The sequence below is a fragment of the Enterobacter sp. 301B genome, from assembly GCF_003850715.1.
In the GTDB taxonomy this organism is placed as follows: Bacteria; Pseudomonadota; Gammaproteobacteria; order Enterobacterales; family Enterobacteriaceae; genus Enterobacter; species Enterobacter intestinihominis.
Genome location: NZ_PQTC01000007.1, coordinates 219,664 through 242,018, shown reverse-complemented (window position 1 = coordinate 242,018; position 22,355 = coordinate 219,664). Strand labels below are relative to the sequence as shown.

At 56.0% G+C, this 22,355-nt stretch carries 22 protein-coding genes and 1 pseudogene; 8 read left to right on the top strand and 15 right to left on the bottom strand.

The window, feature by feature from the left end:
• The 7 genes and pseudogenes from C3451_RS24525 to cmoB form a co-directional block, all read left to right on the top strand.
• Positions 1-89, top strand: a pseudogene (locus C3451_RS24525) (hypothetical protein); the annotation flags it as partial.
• Between the two features lie 7 nt (positions 90-96).
• A complete protein-coding gene (locus tag C3451_RS10680; RefSeq protein ID WP_006811088.1) occupies positions 97-333 on the top strand; it encodes an excisionase family protein in 237 nt (78 codons plus the stop codon).
• Between the two features lie 55 nt (positions 334-388).
• On the top strand, positions 389-1,702 hold the full coding sequence (locus C3451_RS10675; RefSeq protein ID WP_063139327.1) for a site-specific integrase: 1,314 nt from the start codon (positions 389-391) through the stop codon (positions 1,700-1,702).
• A complete protein-coding gene (locus tag C3451_RS10670; protein WP_063139326.1) occupies positions 1,681-2,454 on the top strand; it encodes a DUF72 domain-containing protein in 774 nt (257 codons plus the stop codon). The genes C3451_RS10675 and C3451_RS10670 overlap by 22 nt, the downstream gene beginning before the upstream one ends.
• Before the next feature lie 51 nt (positions 2,455-2,505).
• Positions 2,506-2,901, top strand: a complete 396-nt coding sequence (locus C3451_RS10665) for an MAPEG family protein (protein WP_003859737.1) — start codon at positions 2,506-2,508, stop codon at positions 2,899-2,901.
• A 40-nt stretch (positions 2,902-2,941) separates the two neighbouring features.
• Positions 2,942-3,685 (top strand): carboxy-S-adenosyl-L-methionine synthase CmoA, encoded by a 744-nt coding sequence (gene cmoA / locus C3451_RS10660; RefSeq protein WP_003859735.1) that lies wholly within the window; start codon positions 2,942-2,944, stop codon positions 3,683-3,685.
• The gene (gene cmoB, locus C3451_RS10655) at positions 3,682-4,653 is read left to right on the top strand and encodes a tRNA 5-methoxyuridine(34)/uridine 5-oxyacetic acid(34) synthase CmoB (RefSeq protein ID WP_015570275.1); all 972 of its coding nucleotides are present in this window, start codon (positions 3,682-3,684) and stop codon (positions 4,651-4,653) included. The genes cmoA and cmoB overlap by 4 nt, the downstream gene beginning before the upstream one ends.
• 198 nt (positions 4,654-4,851) lie before the next feature.
• Here cmoB and cutC read toward each other — a convergent pair whose 3' ends face one another.
• Both cutC and C3451_RS10645 read right to left on the bottom strand, forming a co-directional pair.
• On the bottom strand, positions 4,852-5,595 hold the full coding sequence (cutC, locus tag C3451_RS10650) for a copper homeostasis protein CutC (RefSeq protein WP_045621063.1): 744 nt from the start codon (positions 5,593-5,595) through the stop codon (positions 4,852-4,854).
• 78 nt (positions 5,596-5,673) lie between these two features.
• A complete protein-coding gene (locus C3451_RS10645) occupies positions 5,674-6,234 on the bottom strand; it encodes a VOC family protein (RefSeq protein WP_015570274.1) in 561 nt (186 codons plus the stop codon).
• A 238-nt stretch (positions 6,235-6,472) separates the two neighbouring features.
• Between C3451_RS10645 and argS the strand changes: the two genes are divergently transcribed.
• Positions 6,473-8,206 carry an arginine--tRNA ligase gene (argS, locus tag C3451_RS10640; RefSeq protein WP_022648494.1) on the top strand — a complete coding sequence of 578 codons (1,734 nt, stop codon included), beginning with the start codon at positions 6,473-6,475 and terminating at the stop codon, positions 8,204-8,206.
• Positions 8,207-8,251: 45 nt separating this feature from the next.
• Here argS and C3451_RS10635 read toward each other — a convergent pair whose 3' ends face one another.
• From C3451_RS10635 to tar, 13 genes are all read right to left on the bottom strand, one after another.
• Positions 8,252-8,692: a DUF3421 domain-containing protein gene (locus tag C3451_RS10635; protein WP_022648495.1), complete on the bottom strand. Its 441-nt coding sequence runs from the start codon at positions 8,690-8,692 to the stop codon at positions 8,252-8,254.
• 45 nt (positions 8,693-8,737) lie between these two features.
• Positions 8,738-9,028, bottom strand: coding sequence for a hypothetical protein (locus C3451_RS10630; protein WP_022648496.1), 291 nt, complete (start codon positions 9,026-9,028; stop codon positions 8,738-8,740).
• A gap of 244 nt (positions 9,029-9,272) precedes the next feature.
• Positions 9,273-10,412 carry a glycoside hydrolase family 105 protein gene (locus C3451_RS10625; protein WP_032622451.1) on the bottom strand — a complete coding sequence of 380 codons (1,140 nt, stop codon included), beginning with the start codon at positions 10,410-10,412 and terminating at the stop codon, positions 9,273-9,275.
• A gap of 4 nt (positions 10,413-10,416) precedes the next feature.
• A complete protein-coding gene (locus C3451_RS10620) occupies positions 10,417-12,000 on the bottom strand; it encodes an MFS transporter (RefSeq protein ID WP_045621062.1) in 1,584 nt (527 codons plus the stop codon).
• 261 nt (positions 12,001-12,261) lie between these two features.
• A complete protein-coding gene (locus tag C3451_RS10615) occupies positions 12,262-12,654 on the bottom strand; it encodes a flagellar protein FlhE (RefSeq protein WP_045308578.1) in 393 nt (130 codons plus the stop codon).
• On the bottom strand, positions 12,654-14,732 hold the full coding sequence (flhA, locus tag C3451_RS10610) for a flagellar biosynthesis protein FlhA (protein WP_003859723.1): 2,079 nt from the start codon (positions 14,730-14,732) through the stop codon (positions 12,654-12,656). Before flhA ends, C3451_RS10615 begins: the two co-directional genes overlap by 1 nt.
• Positions 14,725-15,873 carry a flagellar biosynthesis protein FlhB gene (gene flhB / locus C3451_RS10605; protein WP_022648500.1) on the bottom strand — a complete coding sequence of 383 codons (1,149 nt, stop codon included), beginning with the start codon at positions 15,871-15,873 and terminating at the stop codon, positions 14,725-14,727. Before flhB ends, flhA begins: the two co-directional genes overlap by 8 nt.
• Before the next feature lie 149 nt (positions 15,874-16,022).
• Positions 16,023-16,667, bottom strand: a complete 645-nt coding sequence (cheZ, locus tag C3451_RS10600) for a protein phosphatase CheZ (protein ID WP_022648501.1) — start codon at positions 16,665-16,667, stop codon at positions 16,023-16,025.
• A 10-nt stretch (positions 16,668-16,677) separates the two neighbouring features.
• Positions 16,678-17,067 carry a chemotaxis response regulator CheY gene (cheY, locus tag C3451_RS10595; protein WP_000763862.1) on the bottom strand — a complete coding sequence of 130 codons (390 nt, stop codon included), beginning with the start codon at positions 17,065-17,067 and terminating at the stop codon, positions 16,678-16,680.
• A gap of 17 nt (positions 17,068-17,084) precedes the next feature.
• Positions 17,085-18,134 carry a chemotaxis response regulator protein-glutamate methylesterase gene (locus C3451_RS10590; RefSeq protein ID WP_014884341.1) on the bottom strand — a complete coding sequence of 350 codons (1,050 nt, stop codon included), beginning with the start codon at positions 18,132-18,134 and terminating at the stop codon, positions 17,085-17,087.
• Positions 18,131-18,997: a protein-glutamate O-methyltransferase CheR gene (gene cheR, locus C3451_RS10585; protein ID WP_017384409.1), complete on the bottom strand. Its 867-nt coding sequence runs from the start codon at positions 18,995-18,997 to the stop codon at positions 18,131-18,133. Before cheR ends, C3451_RS10590 begins: the two co-directional genes overlap by 4 nt.
• Before the next feature lie 19 nt (positions 18,998-19,016).
• Positions 19,017-20,618 (bottom strand): methyl-accepting chemotaxis protein IV, encoded by a 1,602-nt coding sequence (tap, locus tag C3451_RS10580; RefSeq protein ID WP_063139324.1) that lies wholly within the window; start codon positions 20,616-20,618, stop codon positions 19,017-19,019.
• A gap of 44 nt (positions 20,619-20,662) precedes the next feature.
• Positions 20,663-22,330 (bottom strand): methyl-accepting chemotaxis protein II, encoded by a 1,668-nt coding sequence (tar, locus tag C3451_RS10575; RefSeq protein ID WP_045623505.1) that lies wholly within the window; start codon positions 22,328-22,330, stop codon positions 20,663-20,665.
• Positions 22,331-22,355: the final 25 nt, after the last annotated feature.

Sequence of the window (22,355 nt, the reverse complement as noted above, 5' to 3'; positions counted from 1 at the left end):
TTGGCCGGGAGGGTTTTAATTTGCTGCACGACAGTTTCATCGAACAGATTCAGAAAGAAGGCATGCCTGACATGCCAGTTATGCACTGAGGTGATTATGAGCGACGTTGTTCTTCTGGTACCGAATGACTGGGTTAGCGAAAAGGTTCTGATTGCGGTTACCGGGCTCAAGCCCGGAACCATCCTCCGGGCCAGAAAAGAATGCTGGCTGGTTGGGCGGGAATATGTGCATGTTTCACCTGACGGAAATCCGAAACCTTCCAGCGAGTGCATGTATAACCGTAAAGCGGTCGATGCGTGGGTGGCCTCAATGAAAAACAAACAGCCTGGGTGATCTGAGGCCATGAAAAAGGTAATCTCATATCGCTCTTGGGCGTCTGGAGGAATCAATGGATAAAGTTATATATCCAACAGGCGTCGAAAACCACGGTGGCACATTGCGCATCTGGTTTAATTTCAAAGGTAAGCGTGTCAGGGAGAGCCTCGGTGTCCCTGACACCGCTAAGAACAGGAAGATCGCCGGGGAACTGCGGACATCGGTATGCTTTGCCATCAGAACAGGCACATTTGAGTACGCGGCACAGTTTCCGGACTCCCCTAACCTCAAGACTTTTGGGGTGGGTAAGAAAGAAATTACAGTGTCAGAGCTTGCCGAAAAGTGGCTGGATCTGAAGAGAATGGAAATCTGCGCGAACGCACTCAACCGTTATGAGTCGGTCACAAGGAATATGGTGCCAAGGATCGGGGGTAATCGGCTGGTGTCGGCGGTGACGAAAGAGGAATTACTGTATATCAGGAAAGATTTACTGACCGGTCACCAGATGCCAATGAAGGGGAAGGTCCCGGCAAAGGGAAGAAGTGTTGTCACCGTAAATTATTACATGACAACTATTGCCGGAATGTTTCAGTTTGCCGCAGATCACGGTTACTTAGAGGCGAACCCATTCGACGGGATCAAGCCTCTCAAAAAAGCCAGGGCAGAGCCAGATCCGCTAACTCGTGACGAATTTATTCGCCTGATTGATGCATGCCGGCATCAGCAGACGAAAAACCTGTGGTCACTAGCAGTATACACAGGGGTCCGTCATGGGGAGCTGACCTCCCTGGCCTGGGAGGATATCGATCTTGAAGCTGGAACAATAACAATCAGGCGCAATTATACAAAACTGGGTGAATTCACTCTACCGAAAACTGAGGCCAGTACCAACAGAGTGATACACCTCATTCAGCCTGCGATCAGCGTCCTGAGGAATCAGGCGGAAATGACCAGGTTTGGAAAAAAGCATCAAATCGATGTTCAGCTGCGCGAATACGGCAGAACTGAGAGCCACGAGTGTACATTTGTTTTCAACCCTCAACTGGTCAGAAGATGTCAGCAGGTGGGGATCATCTACAAAGTCGACTCGATAGGTGATTTATGGGACGCAGCGATGAAGCGAGCAGGGATAAGGCACAGGAAAGCATATCAGTCGCGTCACACGTATGCATGCTGGTCACTGTCAGCTGGCGCTAACCCCAGCTTCATTGCCAGTCAGATGGGCCATGCGAGCGCCCAGATGGTCTTCAACGTATACGGTGCGTGGATGGCAGACAGCAGTAGTGAGCAGATCGCAATGCTGAATCAGAGGCTCGCGGATTTTGCCCCACAGATGCCCCAAAGCATACCTAGCGGCACCAGAGCATTATTGAAATCAGTAAGTTAGTTAATAACGCCCGACATGTTAACTGCGTGGAGGGCAATACCACGCTGTACGCTCTGCCACGCACGGAGATCGTCGAGCGCTGGCGCGAGCAAACCACCGACGATTTCCGCTTTTGCTTCAAATTTCCGGCAACCATCTCCCACAACGCCGCGCTGCGAAACTGCGATGATTTAACCCACGAGTTTTTCACCCGGATGTCGCCCCTGGCAAACCGTGTTGGCCAGTACTGGCTCCAGCTTCCCGCCACGTTCGGCCCGCGCGATCTACAAGCCCTCTGGCAGTTTCTCGACGCCCTGCCCCACGATTTCACGTACGGTGTGGAGGTGAGGCATCCAGATTTCTTTGCCAAAGGCGACGCGGAGAAAGCGCTGAATCGCGGCCTGCATGAACGATCGGTCAACCGCGTGATCCTCGACAGCCGCCCCGTGCACAGCGCAATCCCGCACAGCGAAGCCGTTGTTGATGCCCAGCGCAAAAAACCGAAAGTACCGGTTCATGCCATTGTTACCGCGCAGAACCCGATGGTCCGGTTTATCGGCAGCGATAACATGCAACAGAATGAGGAGATGTTCGCCGTCTGGCTGCAAACGCTCGCGAAATGGGAGCAAACCACCACCCCGTACCTGTTTTTACATACGCCGGATATTGCCCAGGCACCTGAACTGGTCGATTCTCTCTGGCAGGCCTTGCAGCAGGCGGTTCCGTCGGTTGGCCCCGCGCCGTCCATCCCACAACAATCTTCTCTTTTCTGAAATCACCCCCTATCATAGAGACGTGCCATCTGCCAAAAACAGGGAGTTAGTATGGTCAGCGCGCTGTATGCGGTGTTAGGTGCATTACTGCTGATTAAATTTTCATTTGATGTTGTGCGCCTGAGAATGCAGTACCGCGTCTCCTACGGTGACGGGGGCTTTTCTGAGCTGCAAAGCGCAATCCGAATCCACGGCAACGCGGTCGAGTACATTCCCGTCGCGTTAATTTTACTGCTGTTAATGGAGATGGATGGCGCAGAAACCTGGATGGTGCACGTCTGTGGGCTGCTGCTGATTGCAGGTCGTTTGATGCATTATTATGGTTTTCACCACCGCCTGATCCGCTGGCGTCGTTCCGGCATGAGCGCGACCTGGTGCTCGCTTTTGCTGATGGTGCTGGCTAACCTTTGGTATATGCCGTGGGAGTTGGTTTTCTCCTTCCATTAGCGCACAATATGCCCCTTTATTTTTCCCGGATTTTTACGTTATGTCAGATCGCGACACGCTTTTTTCCGCGCCTATCGCCAGCCTGGGCGACTGGACCTTTGATGAACGGGTAGCCGAAGTCTTCCCGGATATGATCCAGCGCTCTGTTCCCGGTTATTCCAATATCATCTCCATGATCGGCATGCTGGCGGAGCGTTTTGTTCAACCCGGCACGCAGGTCTATGACCTGGGCTGTTCGCTGGGAGCGGCAACGCTGTCCATTCGTCGTAACGTTCATCACGAAGGCTGCAAGATTGTGGCTGTCGATAACTCACCGGCCATGGTTGAACGCTGCCGTCGCCACATTGACGCGTATAAAGCCCCTACGCCTGTGGAGGTGGTGGAAGGCGATATCCGCGATATCGACATCCAGAACGCCTCGATGGTGGTCCTGAACTTTACCCTTCAGTTCCTGGTGCCGGACGATCGTCAGCGGTTGCTGGATAAAATTTATCAGGGCCTGAACCCGGGCGGCGCGCTGGTGTTGTCTGAGAAATTCAGCTTTGAAGACGCCAGCGTGGGCGAACTGCTGTTCAACATGCACCATGATTTCAAGCGTGCAAACGGCTACAGCGAGCTGGAGATCAGCCAGAAGCGCAGCATGCTTGAAAACGTCATGCTGACGGATTCCGTTGAAACACACAAAGCGCGCCTGCGCAAAGCCGGATTTGAACACAGCGAACTGTGGTTCCAGTGCTTTAACTTTGGTTCTCTGGTGGCGCTGAAAGCCGGAGACGCAGCATGATCGAGTTCGGTAATTTCTATCAGCTGATTGCCAAAAACCACCTATCCCACTGGCTGGAAACCCTGCCTGCGCAAATTGCCACCTGGCAGCGAGATCAGCAGCATGGTCTGTTGAAGCAGTGGTCCAACGCCGTGGAGTTTCTGCCTGAACTGACGCCTCATCGTCTGGATTTACTGCACAGCGTGACGGCGGAGAGCGAAGAGCCGCTCCCGGCCGGGCAGATCAACCGCATCGAAACGCTGATGCGTAACCTGATGCCGTGGCGCAAAGGGCCGTTCTCGCTGTACGGCGTGAACATCAATACCGAATGGCGCTCAGACTGGAAGTGGGATCGCGTTCTGCCGCATTTATCCGACCTGACCGGGCGCACCATTCTGGACGTGGGCTGCGGTAGCGGCTATCACATGTGGCGCATGATCGGCGCAGGCGCGCATCTGGCCGTCGGTATCGATCCGATGCAGCTGTTCCTGTGCCAGTTTGAAGCGGTGCGAAAGCTGCTGGGTAACGACCAGCGCGCGCACCTGCTGCCGCTGGGTATCGAGCAACTCCCTGCCCTGAAAGCGTTTGATACCGTGTTCTCGATGGGCGTGCTGTACCACCGTCGTTCCCCGCTGGAGCATCTCTGGCAACTGAAAGATCAGCTGGTCAGCGGCGGTGAGCTGGTGCTGGAAACGCTGGTCATCGAAGGGGATGAACATGCCGTTCTGGTGCCAGGCGATCGCTATGCGCAGATGCGCAACGTTTACTTCATCCCTTCCGCGCTGGCGCTGAAGAACTGGCTGGAGAAATGTGGGTTTGTCGATGTACGCATCGCCGATGTGTGCGTGACGTCGGTTGAGGAACAGCGTCGCACCGACTGGATGATCACCGAATCGCTGGAGCAGTTCCTCGACCCGGACGATCACAGTAAAACCATCGAAGGCTATCCGGCCCCGATGCGTGCGGTGCTGATTGCAACGAAGCCGTAGTATTTATCCCCTCACCCCGGCCCTCTCCCCAAAGGGGCGAGGGTGAAAAGACCGCACCGTGCAGTCCCCTCTCCCCTGTGGGGAGAGGGTTAGGGTGAGGGGCAAGAATAAAAAAAGGCCCCTGTTGAAATTGCAGGGGCCTGGTACAAGCAAGCATCATATTGGGCGACATGATGCGCGGTAAAAATCGGTACGTTGCTACACGTGATGACGTTCAATCAGCGATTTCATTTCCGCAACCGACTCTCCATCCACACCGTAGCGCGAGTACTCATCCGCTTCAGCATCCGTCGACATTGACAACCCTGTATTGCGATAACGCATGGGTGAAAGTATCCATTTACCCGCCGAGCTGTGTAGCTCTTCCACCCCTGCGTTTAAAAACAGTTCCAGATTGCTGGCGCGTACTCCTGCGCCCGCCATGATTATTGGAACACCGGAATGTACTTTTAGTTCCGTAATTAATTTCAGTCCTTTTTCAGCCGAGGGCTGCTGGCCCGACGTCAGAACGCGCGCCACGCCCAGTTCTGCCAGCGTATCAAAGGCTTGTATCGGATCCTGACACATATCGAACGCACGATGAAAAGTGACCGCCATACCCTGGGCTGCGCGCATGACCTGGCGCATACGCGAAAGATCGATGTTTCCGTCTTCGTCCAGCACACCGATCACCAGCCCCGGAAAACCGGAATCACGGACGAGGGCGATATCCTCAAGCATGGCACTGAACTCACCCGCCGTATAACAAAAATCACCGCCGCGCGGGCGAATAATCGGGTGCACCGGAATAGTGATGGCCTGACGGGCTGATTTCAGCACGCCAAAGGACGGGGTTAATCCCCCTTCTTTCGGTGCCGCGCAAAGCTCGATGCGATCGGCCCCCTGCCGTTGCGCAGTGACGGCACACTCCACGCTGTAACAACAAATTTCCAGCAGCGCCATGTCATCCTCCTTAAATTTCACTCAACGTACCATCATGGCACGTTGCTCGATTCGTGTCTGGATCGACGCTCACAGTGCTTACGCTTCGCTGGCGACGATCTGCTCAATAGTCCAGGGATGGAATTTCACCGTCACGTTGCCGTCCGTTACGGCAAGCGTAGGGTTCGGTAAGCGTTCGCGCTCACCTTTTGGCGAGCTGGTTTTGACGAAAATACCCGGCTGGCTTAACCCCTCGTCGGAAAGCAGCGCCAGCGCACGGGCGTTCAGCGTCTCGGGCTCCCCAGGCAGAACAATTTCGATATGCTCCCAGCCTTCGTGCGGATAACGCTTCTCTCCTGGCCAGGGCAGTTCCACAACGGTGAATTGCCAGTGCGCCACCGTAACCGGCGCGTGAAGTTTGAACAGGCAAATCGGGCGACCGTTAATGATATTCTCTGACAGCAGTTCACCGCACTGTTCAAAGCCACGCCGCCAGCGTTCTGCGGTGGCATTCTGGTGGCAGCGCAAAGAGATGTGATCGGCCTCAAGCGGCGCGATATCCAGCCCGAGACGGGTGGCAAGTTCTGTGAACGCCTGGGTGAAGCGCGGTAAATCTGCGGAAATATCATGCAGTTCGTCAATGGTGTGCCAGTTCGCCATAGGTCAGTCTCGTTTCGTGTCGCAAAGCCGCTAATTTACTCTGTTGCCCTCTGTCGACCAACCGCATAATCACGGTTTTTTCGACTGCATGATTATGCATACCGTCTTCGCCTGGATTCTGAGCAATCTTCGCCCCCCGCAGGGCTGACGCCCGAGGCCATTTGCAGTATACTCCCGCCCTAAATTCTTAAACTGGCGTGGGTGTTTTTTACCCGCATCAAAAACGTAAGGTATCCAGGTGAATATTCAGGCTCTTCTCTCAGAAAAAGTCAGTCAGGCACTGATTGCCGCAGGTGCGCCTGCGGATTGCGAACCACAGGTTCGTCAGTCAGCGAAAGTACAGTTTGGCGACTATCAGGCTAATGGCGTGATGGCAGTGGCTAAAAAACTGGGCATGCCGCCGCGACAGCTCGCTGAGCAGGTACTGACGCATCTGGATCTCAACGGCATCGCCAGCAAAACCGAAATCGCCGGTCCGGGCTTTATCAACATTTTCCTTGAGCCTGCGTTCCTGGCAAGCCACGTTGACGCGGCGCTGAAATCTGACCGTCTTGGCGTGGCTCAGCCAGAAGCGCAGACCGTGGTGGTTGACTACTCCGCGCCAAACGTGGCGAAGGAGATGCACGTCGGTCACCTGCGCTCCACCATTATCGGTGATGCGGCCGTGCGTACCCTGGAGTTCCTCGGTCACAAGGTGATCCGCGCTAACCACGTAGGCGACTGGGGCACGCAGTTCGGTATGCTGATCGCATATCTGGAAAAACAGCAGCAGGAAAACGCAGGCGAAATGGCGCTGGCAGACCTGGAAGGTTTCTACCGTGAAGCCAAAAAACACTACGACGAAGACGAAGCCTTTGCCGAGCGCGCGCGCAGCTACGTGGTGAAACTTCAAGGCGGCGATCCGTACTTCCTCGAGATGTGGCGCAAGCTGGTGGACATCACCATGTCCCAGAACCAGCTTACCTATAACCGTCTGAACGTGACCCTGACCCGCGACGACGTAATGGGTGAAAGCCTGTATAACCCGATGCTGCCGGGCATTGTGGCGGACCTGAAAGCCAAAAACCTGGCGGTGGAAAGCGAAGGCGCAACGGTAGTATTCCTTGATGAGTATAAAAACAAGGAAGGCGAACCGATGGGCGTGATCGTCCAGAAAAAGGATGGCGGCTACCTCTACACCACCACCGATATCGCCTGTGCGAAATACCGTTACGAAACCCTGCATGCGGACCGCGTGCTGTATTACATCGACTCCCGTCAGCACCAGCACCTGATGCAGGCGTGGACTATCGTGCGTAAAGCGGGTTATGTGCCGGATTCCGTGCCGCTGGAACACCACATGTTCGGCATGATGCTGGGTAAAGACGGTAAGCCGTTCAAAACCCGTGCGGGCGGCACCGTGAAGCTCTCCGATCTGCTGGATGAAGCGCTGGAGCGCGCCCGTCGCCTGGTGGCCGAGAAGAACCCGGACATGCCTGCTGACGAGCTGGAGAAACTGGCTAACGCGGTTGGGATCGGTGCGGTAAAATACGCGGATCTCTCCAAGAACCGTACCACCGACTATATCTTCGACTGGGACAACATGCTGGCGTTTGAAGGCAACACGGCGCCATACATGCAGTACGCTTACACCCGCGTACTCTCCGTCTTCCGTAAAGCCAGTATTGACGAAAGCGTGCTGGCGAACGCCACGGTGACCCTTACCGAAGACCGTGAAGCACAGCTGGCTGCCCGCCTGCTTCAGTTCGAAGAGACGCTCTCTGTGGTCGCGCGCGACGGTACGCCGCACGTTATGTGTGCTTACCTTTACGATCTGGCCGGTCTGTTCTCTGGCTTCTACGAACACTGCCCTATCCTGACCGCCGAGAGCGAAGCGGTGCGTAACAGCCGCCTGAAGCTGGCGCAGCTGACGGCGAAGACCCTGAAACTGGGTCTGGATACCCTGGGTATCGAAACCATAGAACGTATGTAAAAAAGAAACCCGGCGGTTGCCGGGTTTTTTTATAAATGAACGCCATCAGTCGTGAACGAGTACCTGGAAGGTATCTAATTCATACTCTCTGCCGTTATAGCCGATGCAGCAACCTCTGCTGAGGTGACTTCCAGCTTTACCCACAAAGAGACCGTTATCGAATTTTGCGCGGGCAACGTAGAGCTTAGTGCCATTGGCTTCATGTCCCGCCTCAACCATATTCGGTGGGAAATGTTTATCCTTAACGTCTACCCATTTTAAAGCGCCCACGTAAACTTCAAATTCATTACAAAAGTGCTCTCTTCCTCCCCATGGGACCCATGCCGTATTGCCGAACACCCATTTCCCCGGATGAATCCCACCATTCACTTTTGCGCGAATAATAAACAATGGAGATGGTCCTTTGATACCAGGAACACCTATTTCATAACCTGCTACAGGCGCGTCTAATGGGATAAACTCATCCCTTTTCGCTGATTTCCACATAATGATGTCCTTTTCAGTCTAAATAATCATCCGTAGTTAAAATCATTAAAACTCAGAAATTGAATGAATGGCAAAGTCATTATTCAGGCTTTGAAAAATAATCACCTTAACCAGTGATTTTTCCGGGCCTTCCGCATGGATAAAACGGCGAAGCGCAATAAAGGTATGGAACTGGCCAGCCACAAGCTGGCTTCCGACATACAGTAGTGGGAAATAACCCGCACCATCAATATCCTTGAAAACCGTGTCGAACATATTGATATGTTCATCAGACATTTTATCGGCATGCATATTTACAGCAGGGTTAACGATAATACCGCCCATTGTATTTTCCATTGCATCACTCCTTGTATGAATATTAGAAGAATCTTAACGCAGATAAAAAATAGGATAAATACGGATTGTGTTTTGTGAAGAAAATCACGATTTAATACTAAGCGTATTGTATTTCCAGCCTAGTATTCACTCCATCAATATATAACACGCCTGATATTGATGGCGTAAGGTATTTTCCCGGTGCCATCATAAAAAAAGCCTCTTCTAAAAGAGGCTTTGCAGTAATGAGATTATTATTCAGGTATTAAAAATATTTTCGTAAATATTCCGTCAGGCACAAAATCGCCATTGCCTGTCCATACGGCATCGAGGTCAGCGGTATCTGGCGGTAAAACGCCAGATCGCTGCCCATCCCCGTCCCGAAGGACGTTTGCAGCAGTTCCCCTTCCGGCGAGATGTTTTGCACGATACCGCGGATCGCTTTCTCCGCCACCTCTGCATACTCTGCGCCGACATACCGCTTGCGCACGGCTTTCAGAATGCCGTAGGCAAACCCTGCCGTGGCCGACGCCTCCAGATAAGAATCAGGATCGTCCAGCAGCGTATGCCACAATCCACTCTCATCCTGACATTTTGCCAGTGCGGCGATCTGCGCATTTAGCACCTGCACCAGATAGCGACGAACGGCGTTGTTTTCTGGCAGATCCACCAGTTCGAGGAAATCCGGGATCACGATGGTCAACCAGCTGTTGCCGCGCGCCCAGCGGGCCCGGGCAAAGTTGTGATTGCCGTCGTAATTCCAGCCGTGGAACCACAGCCCCGTCTCACGATCCATCAGGTTCTGTACGTGGAGCAGGAACTGATAGATCGCCTCCTCGACGTACTCCGGCTTATTAAGCAGCTTGCCGATTTTCGCCAGCGGCAGCACCGTCATCATCAGCGTGTCATCCCACATCTGCTGATGGTTCTCTTCCGCCAGTGTGATGTGCTGCATGCCGCCATGTTCGGTGCGCGGCATCTCATTCATCGCCCATTCCGCCCAGCTTTCCAGCCACGGCAGCCAGGCCGGGTTCTTGGTCTCTTCGTAGCGATACGCCAGCGTCAGGAACGGCGACATGGTATTCACGTTTTTGGTGGTTGCGCCTTCTGCGAAACGGTCATTAAACCAGCTGTCGATAATCTCGCGCATGCCTGCGTCACCGGTCTGGCAGTAATACTGCCAGATACCGTACAAACCAACGCCGTGCGTCCATTCCCATCCGGCCCAGCCTTTGGTGTCGATTACGCGCCCGTCGTCCAGCCGCAGCAAAAACTCACCCGTTTTGTCGTGGATATTGACCAGATTATGCGTCACCTTTTGAATCAGCGATTTCAGTTCATCCCTGGCGATAAAGCGCTCAGGCTGACGCAGTAACGGGCTATGTTTGACAGGCCAAACTTTCATCATCTTAACCTCTGTTGTATGTCGAATTCAGTACCGCACGATCCTTCAGCGAAGGGGCCGCCGGCTTGTTGCGATTCAGGTAACCGATATTGTTGTTGCCCCACAGGGATTCATACGGCATACCGGCCAGCATCTCCACGGTGGCGCGGGCCTGCGGGGTCGCCGCCTCCGGCATCGCAAGGCCGGACTCGCGCATTTTCGCGGTCTCTTCACGCAGGGTGCTGTGGGTCTGCAAATTGAGTTTGAAGCGCAGGGAGACCAGGAAGCCGCAGAACAGTACCAGAATGGTGCCGACGCTCAGGATCATCAGGATAGTGTGGCTCACTTCCGCAGGCTGCACTTTTTGACCGCTGACAAAGCCAGACATCTGCATCACGATCCCCACCAGCATTACCGCACCGGCCTGGGACGCTTTACGGGTCAGCGTCATGATGCCCGCGAAGATCCCTTCGCGACGCTGACCGGTGATCACTTCGTCCACGTCAGCAATGTAGGTGTAGGTATTCCACGGTACGTAGTTGATACCCCCGCGGCCAAGACCGGCAACCGCAGAGATCAGCAGCAGCAGAGCGTAAACGTCGCTCAGGCCCGCGTAATAAAGCACCGCGTAAGAGAGCGAGGCCAGGCCAAACAGCACGACCACCATGCGGTAAGACGGCGCAGGTCCGAAGCGAATGCACAGCGGGATCATGCCAATCACGGCGAGGAACTGGAAGATGGCCATCGTGCCCAGCAGGTTGGACGCCATGGATGCTTCCTGCATCAGCACAAACACCACGTAATAGGTGAATACGGCGTTGAACACATCCTGGGCAATATAGCCACCGAGATACATGCCCAGATGCTGGCGGAAAATCTTGATACGCAGCGTCGAACTTAATTCGACAAAAAGACGGTTCAGGCTCTGTCCCAGGGTCAGCTTTTTCTTCTCTTCTTCAGCGCGCAGGGCTGCTTCAGACCACTCTTCCCGCGGACGCTCCCAGGTGAAGAACCAGACGAAAGTAAGCATCAGCGCGCAAAGTACGGAGAAGACCAGGCTTGCATAGAAGAAGGAGATCGCGTTGTCTTTGCCGAAATGCGTGAGCAGGATCCCCGGCAGAAAGGAGGCCAGAATGGCGGACATCTGGGCCATGGAGATACGCGCCCCGGAGAATTTGGTTTTTTGTTTGAAATCGTCAGTCATTTCCGGCACCAGCGTTTCATACGGCACCAGAATCATGGTGTAAACAATATCAAAGATCAGATACGTCAGCAGGTAATACCAGAAACTCATGTCCCCTACCCACATCAGCGAGTAGCTGAAAACGCAGGGAATACCGAGCAGGATGAAGAACTTACGCCGGCCAAAACGTTTACCCAGCCAGGTGGTACCAAAATTATCGGTTAAAAAGCCCATTAACGGACTGACAACCGCATCCAGCACCCTTGCGGCGGCGAAGATAAAGGTTGCTTCAATCGGTGTGAGTCCACAGAAGGTCGTATAAAAATACAAAAGCCAGGCGGCCGTCAGGGCGGTAGTCCCCGCTCCGAGGAAGTCCCCTGAACCGTAAGCAAGATAATTTGCGAGTCCAATTTTACGTGTTTTCATTGCCGTCAACCCTAATCAGTTTTGGGAGACTCCCTGTAAGCAAACCTCGTCCGGGAGTTTTTACACGGCTACAGTAAAAGTATCGACCTGGTGAAACCTTTCTGTTTCTGCCATCACAGGGTGGTGAATGGCAAAAATGCAAAGAGTGTCAATACGCGTGTCACTGATTTATAAAACAGCGTTTCTTTTGTATCAAAAGGGAAGGTCAATTTTGCGAGCCAGCCTTCAGAAATGCCTGAAGACTGGCGAAAAGGCGGGCAGTTAGCGGTAGTTGACGAGCACCTCGTTGCGCTGAACCTTCAGCGCCGGGATCAGGCGTCCGCCGCCTGGCACTTCCCAGATAAAGCGTAAAGGTTCCTGAGCAGACACCCCGTTGAAGGCCTGGGTGATGCCACTTTGGCCCTCGATTTCCGCGCAGCGGGTCAGCGAGCACAGCCGCACCCGCAACCCGGCCGGTGTGGGTCCCGTCAGGGTGTAATTCCAGGCCACCAGCGTCATCTGCCCGGAGACGGTCTCAGAGGCTGACAGCGGACGGGAGGAGATCGACTCCCCCCGATGGTTGAGCGTTAAGCCGATACTGCTGGCCTGCCATGCCCCCTCGCCTGCGGCCTGCACCGCCAGCGGGAAAAATAAGATCCACAGCCACTTACGCATTATTTCCCTCCTATGGTCGCCGTCATGCGAATATTGCGGTTATCGGACAGCTCCATATTCGACAGCACCACCAGCTGGTTCAGGCTCCGGCGCAGGAAGCGCGACAGCAGCGGACGCAGCGCATGATTCACCAGCAGCACCGGCGGCGCGCCCAGCATCTCCTGACGCGCCAGCGCCTCCTGGGTTTGCGCCAGCAATCTGTCCGCCAGACCCGGCTCCAGCCCGCCACCGCCCTGTAGGGCCTGAAGCAGCAGACGTTCCAGCGGCGTGTCCAGGCCAATCACCTGCACTTCGCCGGTTCCCGGGAACCATTGCTGGGTTATGGCGCGCCCGAGCGCCACGCGCACCACAGCCGTCAGCTCATGTGGATCGCTCTGGAGCGGCGCATGCTCGGCCAGTGTTTCCAGAATGGTGCGCATATCGCGGATCGGCACCTTCTCATCAAGCAGATTTTGCAGCACTTTGTGCAGGGTGGTTAAGGTAAGCACGCCCGGCACCAAATCTTCGGTCAGCTTCGGCATCTCCTGCGTTACGCGGTCAAGCAGCTGCTGCGCCTCCTGACGTCCAAACAGTTCCGCGGAGAACTGGCCAATCAGATGGTTGAGGTGCGTCGCGACCACGGTACTGGCCTCAACAACCGTGTAACCCTGGATCTGCGCCTGCTCTTTCAGGGCGCTCTCAATCCAGATGGCCGCCAGACCAAAGGCCGGGTCGGTCGTCTGCTCACCCGGCAACGTGCCTGCGGCCGTGCCCGGGTTAATCGCCAGCCAGCGGCCAGGGTACGCATCACCGCTGCCGATTTCCACCCCTTTCATCAGGATGCGGTAGCGTGCGGGCGGGAGATCCATATTGTCCCGGATATGCACCACCGGCGGCAGGAAGCCCATGTCCTGGGCGAATTTTTTACGAATGCTGCGGATACGGCCAAGCAGTTCGCCATCCTGCTGGAAATCCACCATCGGGATCAGGCGGTACCCCACTTCCATCCCCAGCGAATCTTCGAGCTGAACGTCGTTCCAGGTGGCTTCCACCGCCTGGGTGTTCTCAGGCATTTTGACCGGCGCTGGCTCTGCTTTAGGCTGAGTTTCGCGGCCACGCATCCACCAGGCAAGGCCCAGCAGCGCGGCAGTGAACAGCAGGAATACCAGGTTTGGCATGCCCGGCACCATGCCGAGCAGGCCCAGTACCGCCGCGGAGAGCAGCATAACGCGCGGGTTGCTGAACAACTGCCCCACCATCTGCTCGCCTACATCCTGATCGGTGCTGACGCGGGTCACAATTACGCCCGCCGCGGTGGAGATCACCAGTGCCGGGATCTGCGCCACCAGACCATCACCAATGGTCAGCAGCGTATAGCTTTCCGCTGCGTGGCCCATGTCCATGCCGTGTTGCAGCACGCCGACGAGCAGGCCGCCGACGACGTTAATCACCATGATCAGAATGCCCGCGATGGCGTCACCGCGCACAAACTTACTCGCACCGTCCATGGAGCCGTAGAAATCTGCCTCCTGGGTCACTTCGGCACGGCGTTTTTTTGCTTCATCTTCCGCAATCAGCCCGGCATTCAGGTCGGCGTCGATTGCCATCTGCTTGCCCGGCATCCCGTCGAGCACGAAGCGCGCGCCCACTTCTGCGATACGCCCCGCCCCTTTAGTGATAACCATGAAGTTGATAATCACCAGAATGACGAACACCACGATACCGATGGCGAAGTTGCCGCCCACCAGGAAGTGACCGAAGGCTTCGACCACCTTTCCCGCCGCCGCCGCGCCGGTGTGCCCTTCCATCAGGATGATACGCGTGGAGGCAACGTTCAGCGCGAGGCGCAGCAGCGTGGTGAACAGCAGGATCGTTGGAAACGCGGCGAACTCCAGCGTGCGCTGGGTGAACATCGCCACCAGCAGCACCATGATGGACAACGCAATGTTGAAGGTGAAAAGCAGGTCGAGGATAAATGCCGGTAACGGCAGCACCATCATCGACAGAATTAGCAGGATCAGAATCGGTCCGGCAAGGATCTGCCATTGCGTCGATTTCAGGTTGCCGGGCAGGCGCAACATTGCCACCAGATTAGCCATCAGTGTCCTTCTCGTTCAAAAAATCCAGTGCTTCAGGCACCGGAAGGTTCTCAGGTTTTACAGGTCGTTGACCGCCCGCTAAACGCCAGCGTTTCAGTTGCCACACCCAGGCCAGCACCTCTGCGACAGCGGCGTAGAGCTGGCCCGGGATCTGTTGTCCAATTTCCGCGTGGCGATACAGCGCACGGGCTAATGGCGGTGCTTCAAGGATCGGTACGCGGTTTTCCGTCGCGATCTCACGAATGCGCAGCGCAATCAGCCCGGCCCCTTTCGCCACTACTTTGGGTGCGCTCATTTTGTTTTCGTCGTACTGAAGCGCTACGGAGTAGTGGGTCGGGTTAGTGACAATCACATCGGCTTTCGGCACATCTTCCATCATGCGACGACGCGCGGCAGCACGTTGCATCTGGCGGATACGGCCCTTGACGTGCGGGTCGCCTTCCATCTGTTTATATTCATCGCGAATATCCTGACGCGACATTCGCAGCTTCTTGATATGGGAAAAGATCTGGAAGATAACGTCGAACGCCACCATCGGAATAATGCTGAGAACCACCAGCAGCGAGCCTAATCCGACCAGGTTCAGGGCATTCTTCATCGCCGTCATGGGGGATTCACTGATCAGACGCATCATCTCCGGCCAGTGGTGCCACAGAAAAAACCCGGCAGCACTGCCCATAAGAAGCGATTTCAGGATCGCTTTAAGAAGCTCAGCCCCGGTTTGAGCTGAAAACATTTTCGCAATACCGGGTAGCGGGTTGAGCTTGGAGAATTTCGGTTGCAGCGATTTACCGCTGAACACCAGGCCACCGAGCATGACCGGCGAAACAAGAGCCACGATGACCACCCCGGCAATCAACGGCAGCAGAGCGATCATGGCGCTTTTAACCAGGTTGATGATCTGAATGAGGATCAGATTGGGGTCATTGACCATGCTGTGATCAAAACGTAAGCCAGCAGAGAGCATTCCCGCCAGTCTGCGGGCAAGCATCTCCCCGCCCCACCAGATTATGCAGACGCCCACCACCAGGATCAGCAGGGAGGTCAGCTCTCGGGATCGGGGGATCTGCCCATCCTCACGGGCTTTTTCAAGTCGGTGGGGTGTGGGGGCTTCTGTTTTGTCGTCGTTCTCTTCTGCCACTGTGCCTGCTCGCAGCCCATTAATTCACGGGTATCATGCCAGCGCAGAGAAAATCCAATGGCGGGAAAAGCCCGTTTATTCGGGCTCTTTTCGCTGTTTTTGTTCTGAACAACCACAGGCCGCGTTCACAGCCTGAGGCAGAAGGGCAATCAGAAACCAAGACTGTCCAGCAGATCGTCCACCTGATCCTGGCTTGCCACCACGCCCGCTTTACTGGTGTCAAGCTGTGGACCATTGAGCAGGCTTTCGTTCTCGCGTTTCGGACGGGCAGCCGGTTCCGGAATATTTTCCAGCAGCACCATCAACAGCTGACGTTCAATCTCCTGAATCACATCCATCATGCGCTTGATCACCTGGCCGGTGAGGTCCTGGAAATCCTGCGCCATCATGATGTCCAGCAGTTGCGCATTGGTGAAGCTGGTGTGTCCTGGCACATCGCCCAGGAACTGACGGGTGTCCGTTACCAGTTCGCGGGCATCCGCCAGCTCAATGGGGTTCTCAAACCACTCATCCCAGCGTTGGGTCAGCGCTTTCGCCCCCTTCTCCATCGCATCCTGGTGCGGCTGTGACGCCTCAACGCTGTTCAGCGCTCGCTCGGCCGCCTGCGCGGTCATCTGCACCACGTAGTCCAGACGGTCGCGCGCGTCGGGGATGGCTTCCGCCGCTTCGGCGATAGCCTGGTCCAGCCCCAGCTCACGGAGGCTGTCGCGCAGCATGCGGGTCAGGCTACCAATACGGGCAATAATGTCGCTCGGCGAATGTTCTTCAACGGGTTTCATAGCAGGTTGCAACATTTCCATCACCTCACATGCCGAGTTTCTCGAAGATCTTCCCGAGCTTCTCTTCCAGAGTCGCCGCGGTGAATGGCTTCACCACGTAGCCGCTTGCGCCCGCCTGTGCAGCGGCAATAATGTTCTCTTTCTTCGCTTCTGCGGTCACCATCAGCACCGGCAGAGAGGCCATGCCTGCATCCGCGCGGATGGTTTTCAGCAGTTCGAGACCGTCCATGTTCGGCATGTTCCAGTCGGAAATCACAAAACCAAACCCGCCAGCCTGGAGTTTGTTCAGCGCATCCACCCCGTCTTCTGCTTCTTCAACGTTGTTGAAGCCTAGCTCTTTTAGCAGGTTGCGCACAATGCGACGCATGGTGGAAAAGTCATCCACAACCAAAAACTTAAGCTCTTTATCCGCCATAAAATAATACTCCTGAGTCAAATACGTATTGCCTGTCCGGCACTGATTTTCGCCAGCATCTGCTGGCTTACCTGGCTAAGATCGACCACTTCGCTTACGCCACCCATATTGATGGCCTCGCGCGGCATGCCGAACACCACACAACTTGCTTCATTCTGCGCAATCGTCCAGGCGCCAGCCTGGTGCATCGCGAGCATTCCGGCGGCGCCGTCGTTGCCCATCCCCGTCAGGATCACCCCCACGGCGTTGCGCCCCGCATGTTTCGCCACCGAATGAAACAGCACATCCACCGACGGACGGTGCCGGTTAACCGGCGGCCCGTCATGAATTTTGATTTGATAGTTCGCCCCGCTGCGCGCCAGCTCCATATGTTTGTCACCCGGGGCGATATACGCGTGACCTGGCAGCACGCGCTCGCCGTCTTCCGCCTCTTTCACGCTGATCTGGCACAGCTTATTCAGGCGCTCCGCGAATGAGCGGGTAAAGCCCGGCGGCATATGTTGCGTAATCAGGATACCCGGGCTTGAGAGCGGCAATGGCTGGAGTACATGGCGAATTGCCTCTGTTCCTCCGGTTGAGGCCCCAATGACCAGCAGTTTTTCCGAGCTGAGTAACGGTCCGGCCTTCAGGGTTGCCGGCGCGGCCATCGGCTTGTGGGCCGCCAGTTTTGCACGCGACGCGGTACGGATTTTCTCGGCGATCATCTCGCTGTACGCCAGCATCCCCTCGCGAATGCCGAGCTGCGGCTTGGTGACAAAATCCACCGCCCCCAGCTCCAGCGCGCGCAGGGTGATTTCTGAACCTTTACCGGTCAGAGATGACACCATCACCACCGGCATCGGGCGCAGGCGCATTAATTTTTCCAGGAAATCGATGCCATCCATGCGTGGCATTTCGACATCCAGCGTCAGCACGTCGGGGTTATATTTTTTGATTAAATCCCGCGCGACCAGCGGATCGGGCGCTGTTGCCACCATCTCCATATCGCTGTGGCTATTGATGATTTCGGTCATGATCTGACGCATCAGCGCCGAATCATCGACAGACAATACCCTGATTTTACTCATGCTTTTTCCTTACTCAGCGCATAAACCGTTTGCCCACGCAGGCTAAACTCACGCACGAGGTTGCTGAAGTTTTCCGAGTGCCCGGCAAACAGTAAACCGTCAGGCTTGAGCAACGGAACAAAGCGACGCAGAATGTCCTGTTGCGTCGTTTTATCAAAATAGATCATCACGTTACGGCAAAAAATGGCGTCGAATGGCCCCGGCACGTTGTACTGCTTATCCAGTAAATTTACGGGAGCAAATTCCACGCAGTTCGCCAGCTCCTGGCGTACGCGCACCAGTCCTTCATGCGGGCCGGTACCGCGCATGAAGTAACGCTGTAGCTGCTGAGGAGACAGCGTTTTTAGTTCATCCTGGCGATAAACGCCGTTACGGGCTTTTTCCAGCACTTCGGTGTCGATGTCGCTGGCGTACACTTTCCAGCGGCCCGGCGCCATTCCCAGGGTGTCTGCAAGGGTGATGGCCAGCGAGTACGGCTCTTCCCCGGTAGAGGCTGCCGCGCTCCAGACGCGATACTCTCCGCTACGGCGACGGGCGTGTTCCGCCAGCACCGGGAAGTGATGCGCCTCGCGGAAAAACGCGGTCAGGTTGGTGGTTAATGAGTTGATAAATGCCTGCCATTCGGCGCTGTTCTGGTTCGCTTCGAGCATGCTCAGATAGCGGCCAAAATCATCCAGCCCCAGCGTGCGCAAGCGCCGCACCAGCCGGTTGTAGACCATGTCTCGCTTATGGTCCGCAAGCACGATCCCCGCACGCTGGTAGATTAACTGACATATCCGACGAAAATGCGCGTCGGACAGCGCGAGGCGCTGTGTCATCTGCAACAATAATGACGTTTGCCCTGAGGGCATGGGTGATGTCATAGCGCCTTCTCAATCACATTCAGGATACAACGGGCACGGCCTGTGACCGTCCGACTTCTGTTACTGCTTCAACGTGCTCTTTCACATTAAATACGGCGACCAACCCGGTAAGGTGATCCGCCTGGTTTGCCAGCTGATCGGTAGCCGCCGCCGCCTCTTCCACCAGTGAGGCGTTCTGCTGCGTAACCTGATCCATCTGTGTAACGGCCTGCGCCACCTGCTCAATACCACGGCGTTGTTCATCAGACGCCGAGGCAATCTCGCCCATAATGTCGTTAACCCGCGTCACGGAGGTGACAATCTCGTGCATGGTCTGCGCGGCGGTATCCACCAGCGCGGAGCCCCGCTGAACGCGGGAGACCGACTCTTCTATCAGCCCTTTGATCTCTTTCGCCGCGTTGGCGCTGCGACTGGCGAGGTTTCGGACTTCACCGGCAACCACCGCGAACCCGCGCCCCTGCTCTCCGGCACGCGCCGCTTCAACGGCCGCGTTCAGCGCCAGAATATTGGTCTGGAACGCGATACCGTCGATGACGCTGATAATGTCGCCAATTTTCTGCGAGCTGGCGGCAATCTGCTGCATCGTGCTGGCGACGTGAGAAGCCTGGTCGCCCCCACGTTTCGCCGTCATCGCCGCCTGTTTTGACAAGTCGGACGCCTGACGCGCGTTATCGGCGTTCTGGCTTACCGTCGCGGTCAGTTGCTCCATGCTGGCCGCCGTCTGCGCCAGCGATGCCGCCTGCTGTTCGGTGCGGGATGAGAGGTCGTTATTGCCTGCCGCAATCTCGGAGATCCCGGTATGCATGGCGTAACTGCCCTGACGAACGTTGCTTACCGTTTCCCGCAGCGAACTCTGCATCGCCTTCAGGCTGGCGAAAATCGCTGATATTTCATTCCTGCCATACACGGCCACCGGACGCGCCAGGTCGCCCTTCGCCATACTGTCGAAGTGGCTGCTGACGATCGCCAGCGGCTGGACGATCATTTTGCGCGACCACCACAGCGAGCCGCCGGTCAGCAGGGCGGCCAGGATCACCATGGTCAGGAAAATCACCCCTGACATGCGGTAGCTGGTACGGCTGTCCGCACCGGCACGCGCCACAAACTGGTTAATATCCTGCTGCCATGCGTTAAAGCTGTCGTCAAATGCCGCCTGAGACGCCTGCACCGGCGCTGTCAGGAAGTCAGAAAGCTGGTTGTTTTCCAGCCACGTCGCCTGATGGTCGAGATCGCCGTACCACACATCAAAGGTCTTTTTCATGGCGACTTTCAGCGTTTTCTCTTTCTCACTCACCGCCTCCTGCGCCGTAAACGTCTTAAACTGCGCGTCGGCCTGCTTCAGGCTGCTGCGGGCCACGACCATCAGCGCCTTAATATCCTCCGGCGGATAGCTCAGCGCGGTTAACGTCCCTGCTTTGTTCAGCGCAGTGCTTGCCTGCAACAGCACGGCACGCGTTTGTGCCAGTGCGGAGCGCTGCTGATTACTCGTCTCAACTTCCTGCAAATTCTGATAGCCATCGCGAAACGCCCAGAAAGACAACCCGTTACTGCCAACCTGCAAAACCCCACACAGGATCAGAATCAAAAACAGTGTGGTCGAGATACGAATACGATTTAACATCCACGCTCCCATCAAGCGGCAAGCAGCCGCGGTTTAATTGTCAGTCAAAATGTTTCCCAGTTTTCATCTTGTCCGGTCACCGCTGCGCGCGTAGGTGTTGTCACGGGCGCCGGGGTTGCTTCGCTGTACGCTGACCGCGAGCTGACCGTATTTGTTGTTTTTGAAGTAAGACGGAACGCCGAGACGGCCATTTTCAGGCGGCTCGCCTGATCCTCAAGCGCAGCGGCCGCGGCAGCGGACTCCTGCACCAGGGCGGCGTTTTGCTGCGTCACACGATCCATTTCCGATACCGCCAGAGCGACCTGGTCAATACCACGACTCTGCTCATCCGATGCAGAGGCGATTTCACCCATGATGTCCGTCACGCGCGTCACGGCATTCACGATGTCATTCATGGTTTCACCCGCACTTTCCACCAGCACCGAGCCGGTATCCACGCGTGAAACAGAGTCTTCAATCAGGGCTTTGATCTCTTTCGCCGCATTGGCGCTGCGGCTGGCGAGGTTACGTACTTCGCCAGCGACCACGGCAAACCCACGTCCCTGCTCGCCCGCACGCGCCGCTTCAACGGCCGCGTTCAGCGCGAGAATGTTGGTCTGGAAGGCAATGCCGTCGATAACGCTGATGATATCGGCGATTTTCTTCGAGCTGTCGGCAATGTCATGCATGGTTTTCACCACGCCGTCGACCACCCGACCGCCGCGCTGGGCGGTGTCGGACGCGCTTTCTGCAAGCTGCGACGCCTGACGGGCGTTGTCGGCATTCTGCTTCACGGTCGCGGTGAGCTGCTCCATGCTGGCCGCCGTCTCTTCCAGAGCGGACGCCTGCTGTTCGGTACGGGACGAGAGATCGTTGTTGCCCATCGCGATTTCACTCGTGCCGGTATAGATGGCATCCGCCCCCTCGCGCACGTTGGCGACGGTATCAATCAGCGAACGCTGCATATGGTCGACGCTGGTCGCCAGCTCGGTGATCTCGTTGCGACCAGAAACGGTCAGCGTTTTCGTGAGATCGCCCCGGCCAATATCGCGGATATGGGCAATGACGCGGCCAAGCGGATTAAGAAGGACATGACGAATGCCGTACCACACGGCCACCAGCACGATGACAAGCGCGAGGGCGAGCACCGCCATCTGCCATTTCGCGAAACGGTAGTCGTTCTGGCTTTGCGTAAAGGCGGAGTGATAAAGCTCGCCGCTGGCTTTGGCGTACTCGCCGAGCGCCGCGCCGAGGGCGTTCTGCATGCCCTGGGTCGGCTGCGCGAAATAGGCGTCCATATTGCCCTTCTCCAGGAACTGCACCAGCTCCGTGAGGCCGGCGAAGTAGGCCAGATATTTTTCATCTATGTTCGCGCTCGCCTGCGCCATTGCGGGCTGAGGGGCGATTTTTTTGAAGGCCTCGTAATGTTTCGCCGCGTCTGCCAGCGTGGCGCGCGCATTCTTCAGCAGTTCCGTTTTTGCGCTGCTCTGCTGGTTGTTCGGATCCATCATCATGCGGGCAGACGAGCGGCTCAGATTGATACGCGTCTGCAACATCAGATCCCAGGTTGTGGTCAGTTCGCTTTGCTGCATCCGCAAATCGTTCGAGGCCGCGAAGCTGTCCTGGTTCTGTTTTAACGAGGAGAAAAAGAGGCCGCCAGAAATAAGCTGAAGAAGTGCGAAAATGACCAGCACCATCATAAGCATTGTGACAACGCGGATACGGTTCAACATACAACACCTTCTCATCGATTGATTA

What these genes read in the sequence shown, in the direction of transcription:
- cmoA (WP_003859735.1), top strand. Translation starts at nt 2,942, where the DNA reads ATGTCAGATCGCGACACGCTTTTTTCCGCGCCTATCGCCAGCCTGGGC.
- C3451_RS10630 (WP_022648496.1), bottom strand. Translation starts at nt 9,028, where the DNA reads ATGGAAAATACAATGGGCGGTATTATCGTTAACCCTGCTGTAAATATG.
- cheY (WP_000763862.1), bottom strand. Translation starts at nt 17,067, where the DNA reads ATGGCGGATAAAGAGCTTAAGTTTTTGGTTGTGGATGACTTTTCCACC.
- tar (WP_045623505.1), bottom strand. Translation starts at nt 22,330, where the DNA reads ATGTTGAACCGTATCCGCGTTGTCACAATGCTTATGATGGTGCTGGTC.
- C3451_RS10675 (WP_063139327.1), top strand. Translation starts at nt 389, where the DNA reads ATGGATAAAGTTATATATCCAACAGGCGTCGAAAACCACGGTGGCACA.
- C3451_RS10680 (WP_006811088.1), top strand. Translation starts at nt 97, where the DNA reads ATGAGCGACGTTGTTCTTCTGGTACCGAATGACTGGGTTAGCGAAAAG.
- tap (WP_063139324.1), bottom strand. Translation starts at nt 20,618, where the DNA reads ATGTTAAATCGTATTCGTATCTCGACCACACTGTTTTTGATTCTGATC.
- C3451_RS10645 (WP_015570274.1), bottom strand. Translation starts at nt 6,234, where the DNA reads ATGGCGAACTGGCACACCATTGACGAACTGCATGATATTTCCGCAGAT.
- cheZ (WP_022648501.1), bottom strand. Translation starts at nt 16,667, where the DNA reads ATGTTGCAACCTGCTATGAAACCCGTTGAAGAACATTCGCCGAGCGAC.
- cheR (WP_017384409.1), bottom strand. Translation starts at nt 18,997, where the DNA reads ATGACATCACCCATGCCCTCAGGGCAAACGTCATTATTGTTGCAGATG.
- C3451_RS10620 (WP_045621062.1), bottom strand. Translation starts at nt 12,000, where the DNA reads ATGAAAACACGTAAAATTGGACTCGCAAATTATCTTGCTTACGGTTCA.
- cmoB (WP_015570275.1), top strand. Translation starts at nt 3,682, where the DNA reads ATGATCGAGTTCGGTAATTTCTATCAGCTGATTGCCAAAAACCACCTA.
- C3451_RS10665 (WP_003859737.1), top strand. Translation starts at nt 2,506, where the DNA reads ATGGTCAGCGCGCTGTATGCGGTGTTAGGTGCATTACTGCTGATTAAA.
- C3451_RS10615 (WP_045308578.1), bottom strand. Translation starts at nt 12,654, where the DNA reads ATGCGTAAGTGGCTGTGGATCTTATTTTTCCCGCTGGCGGTGCAGGCC.
- flhA (WP_003859723.1), bottom strand. Translation starts at nt 14,732, where the DNA reads ATGGCTAATCTGGTGGCAATGTTGCGCCTGCCCGGCAACCTGAAATCG.
- C3451_RS10635 (WP_022648495.1), bottom strand. Translation starts at nt 8,692, where the DNA reads ATGTGGAAATCAGCGAAAAGGGATGAGTTTATCCCATTAGACGCGCCT.
- cutC (WP_045621063.1), bottom strand. Translation starts at nt 5,595, where the DNA reads ATGGCGCTGCTGGAAATTTGTTGTTACAGCGTGGAGTGTGCCGTCACT.
- C3451_RS10590 (WP_014884341.1), bottom strand. Translation starts at nt 18,134, where the DNA reads ATGAGTAAAATCAGGGTATTGTCTGTCGATGATTCGGCGCTGATGCGT.
- C3451_RS10625 (WP_032622451.1), bottom strand. Translation starts at nt 10,412, where the DNA reads ATGAAAGTTTGGCCTGTCAAACATAGCCCGTTACTGCGTCAGCCTGAG.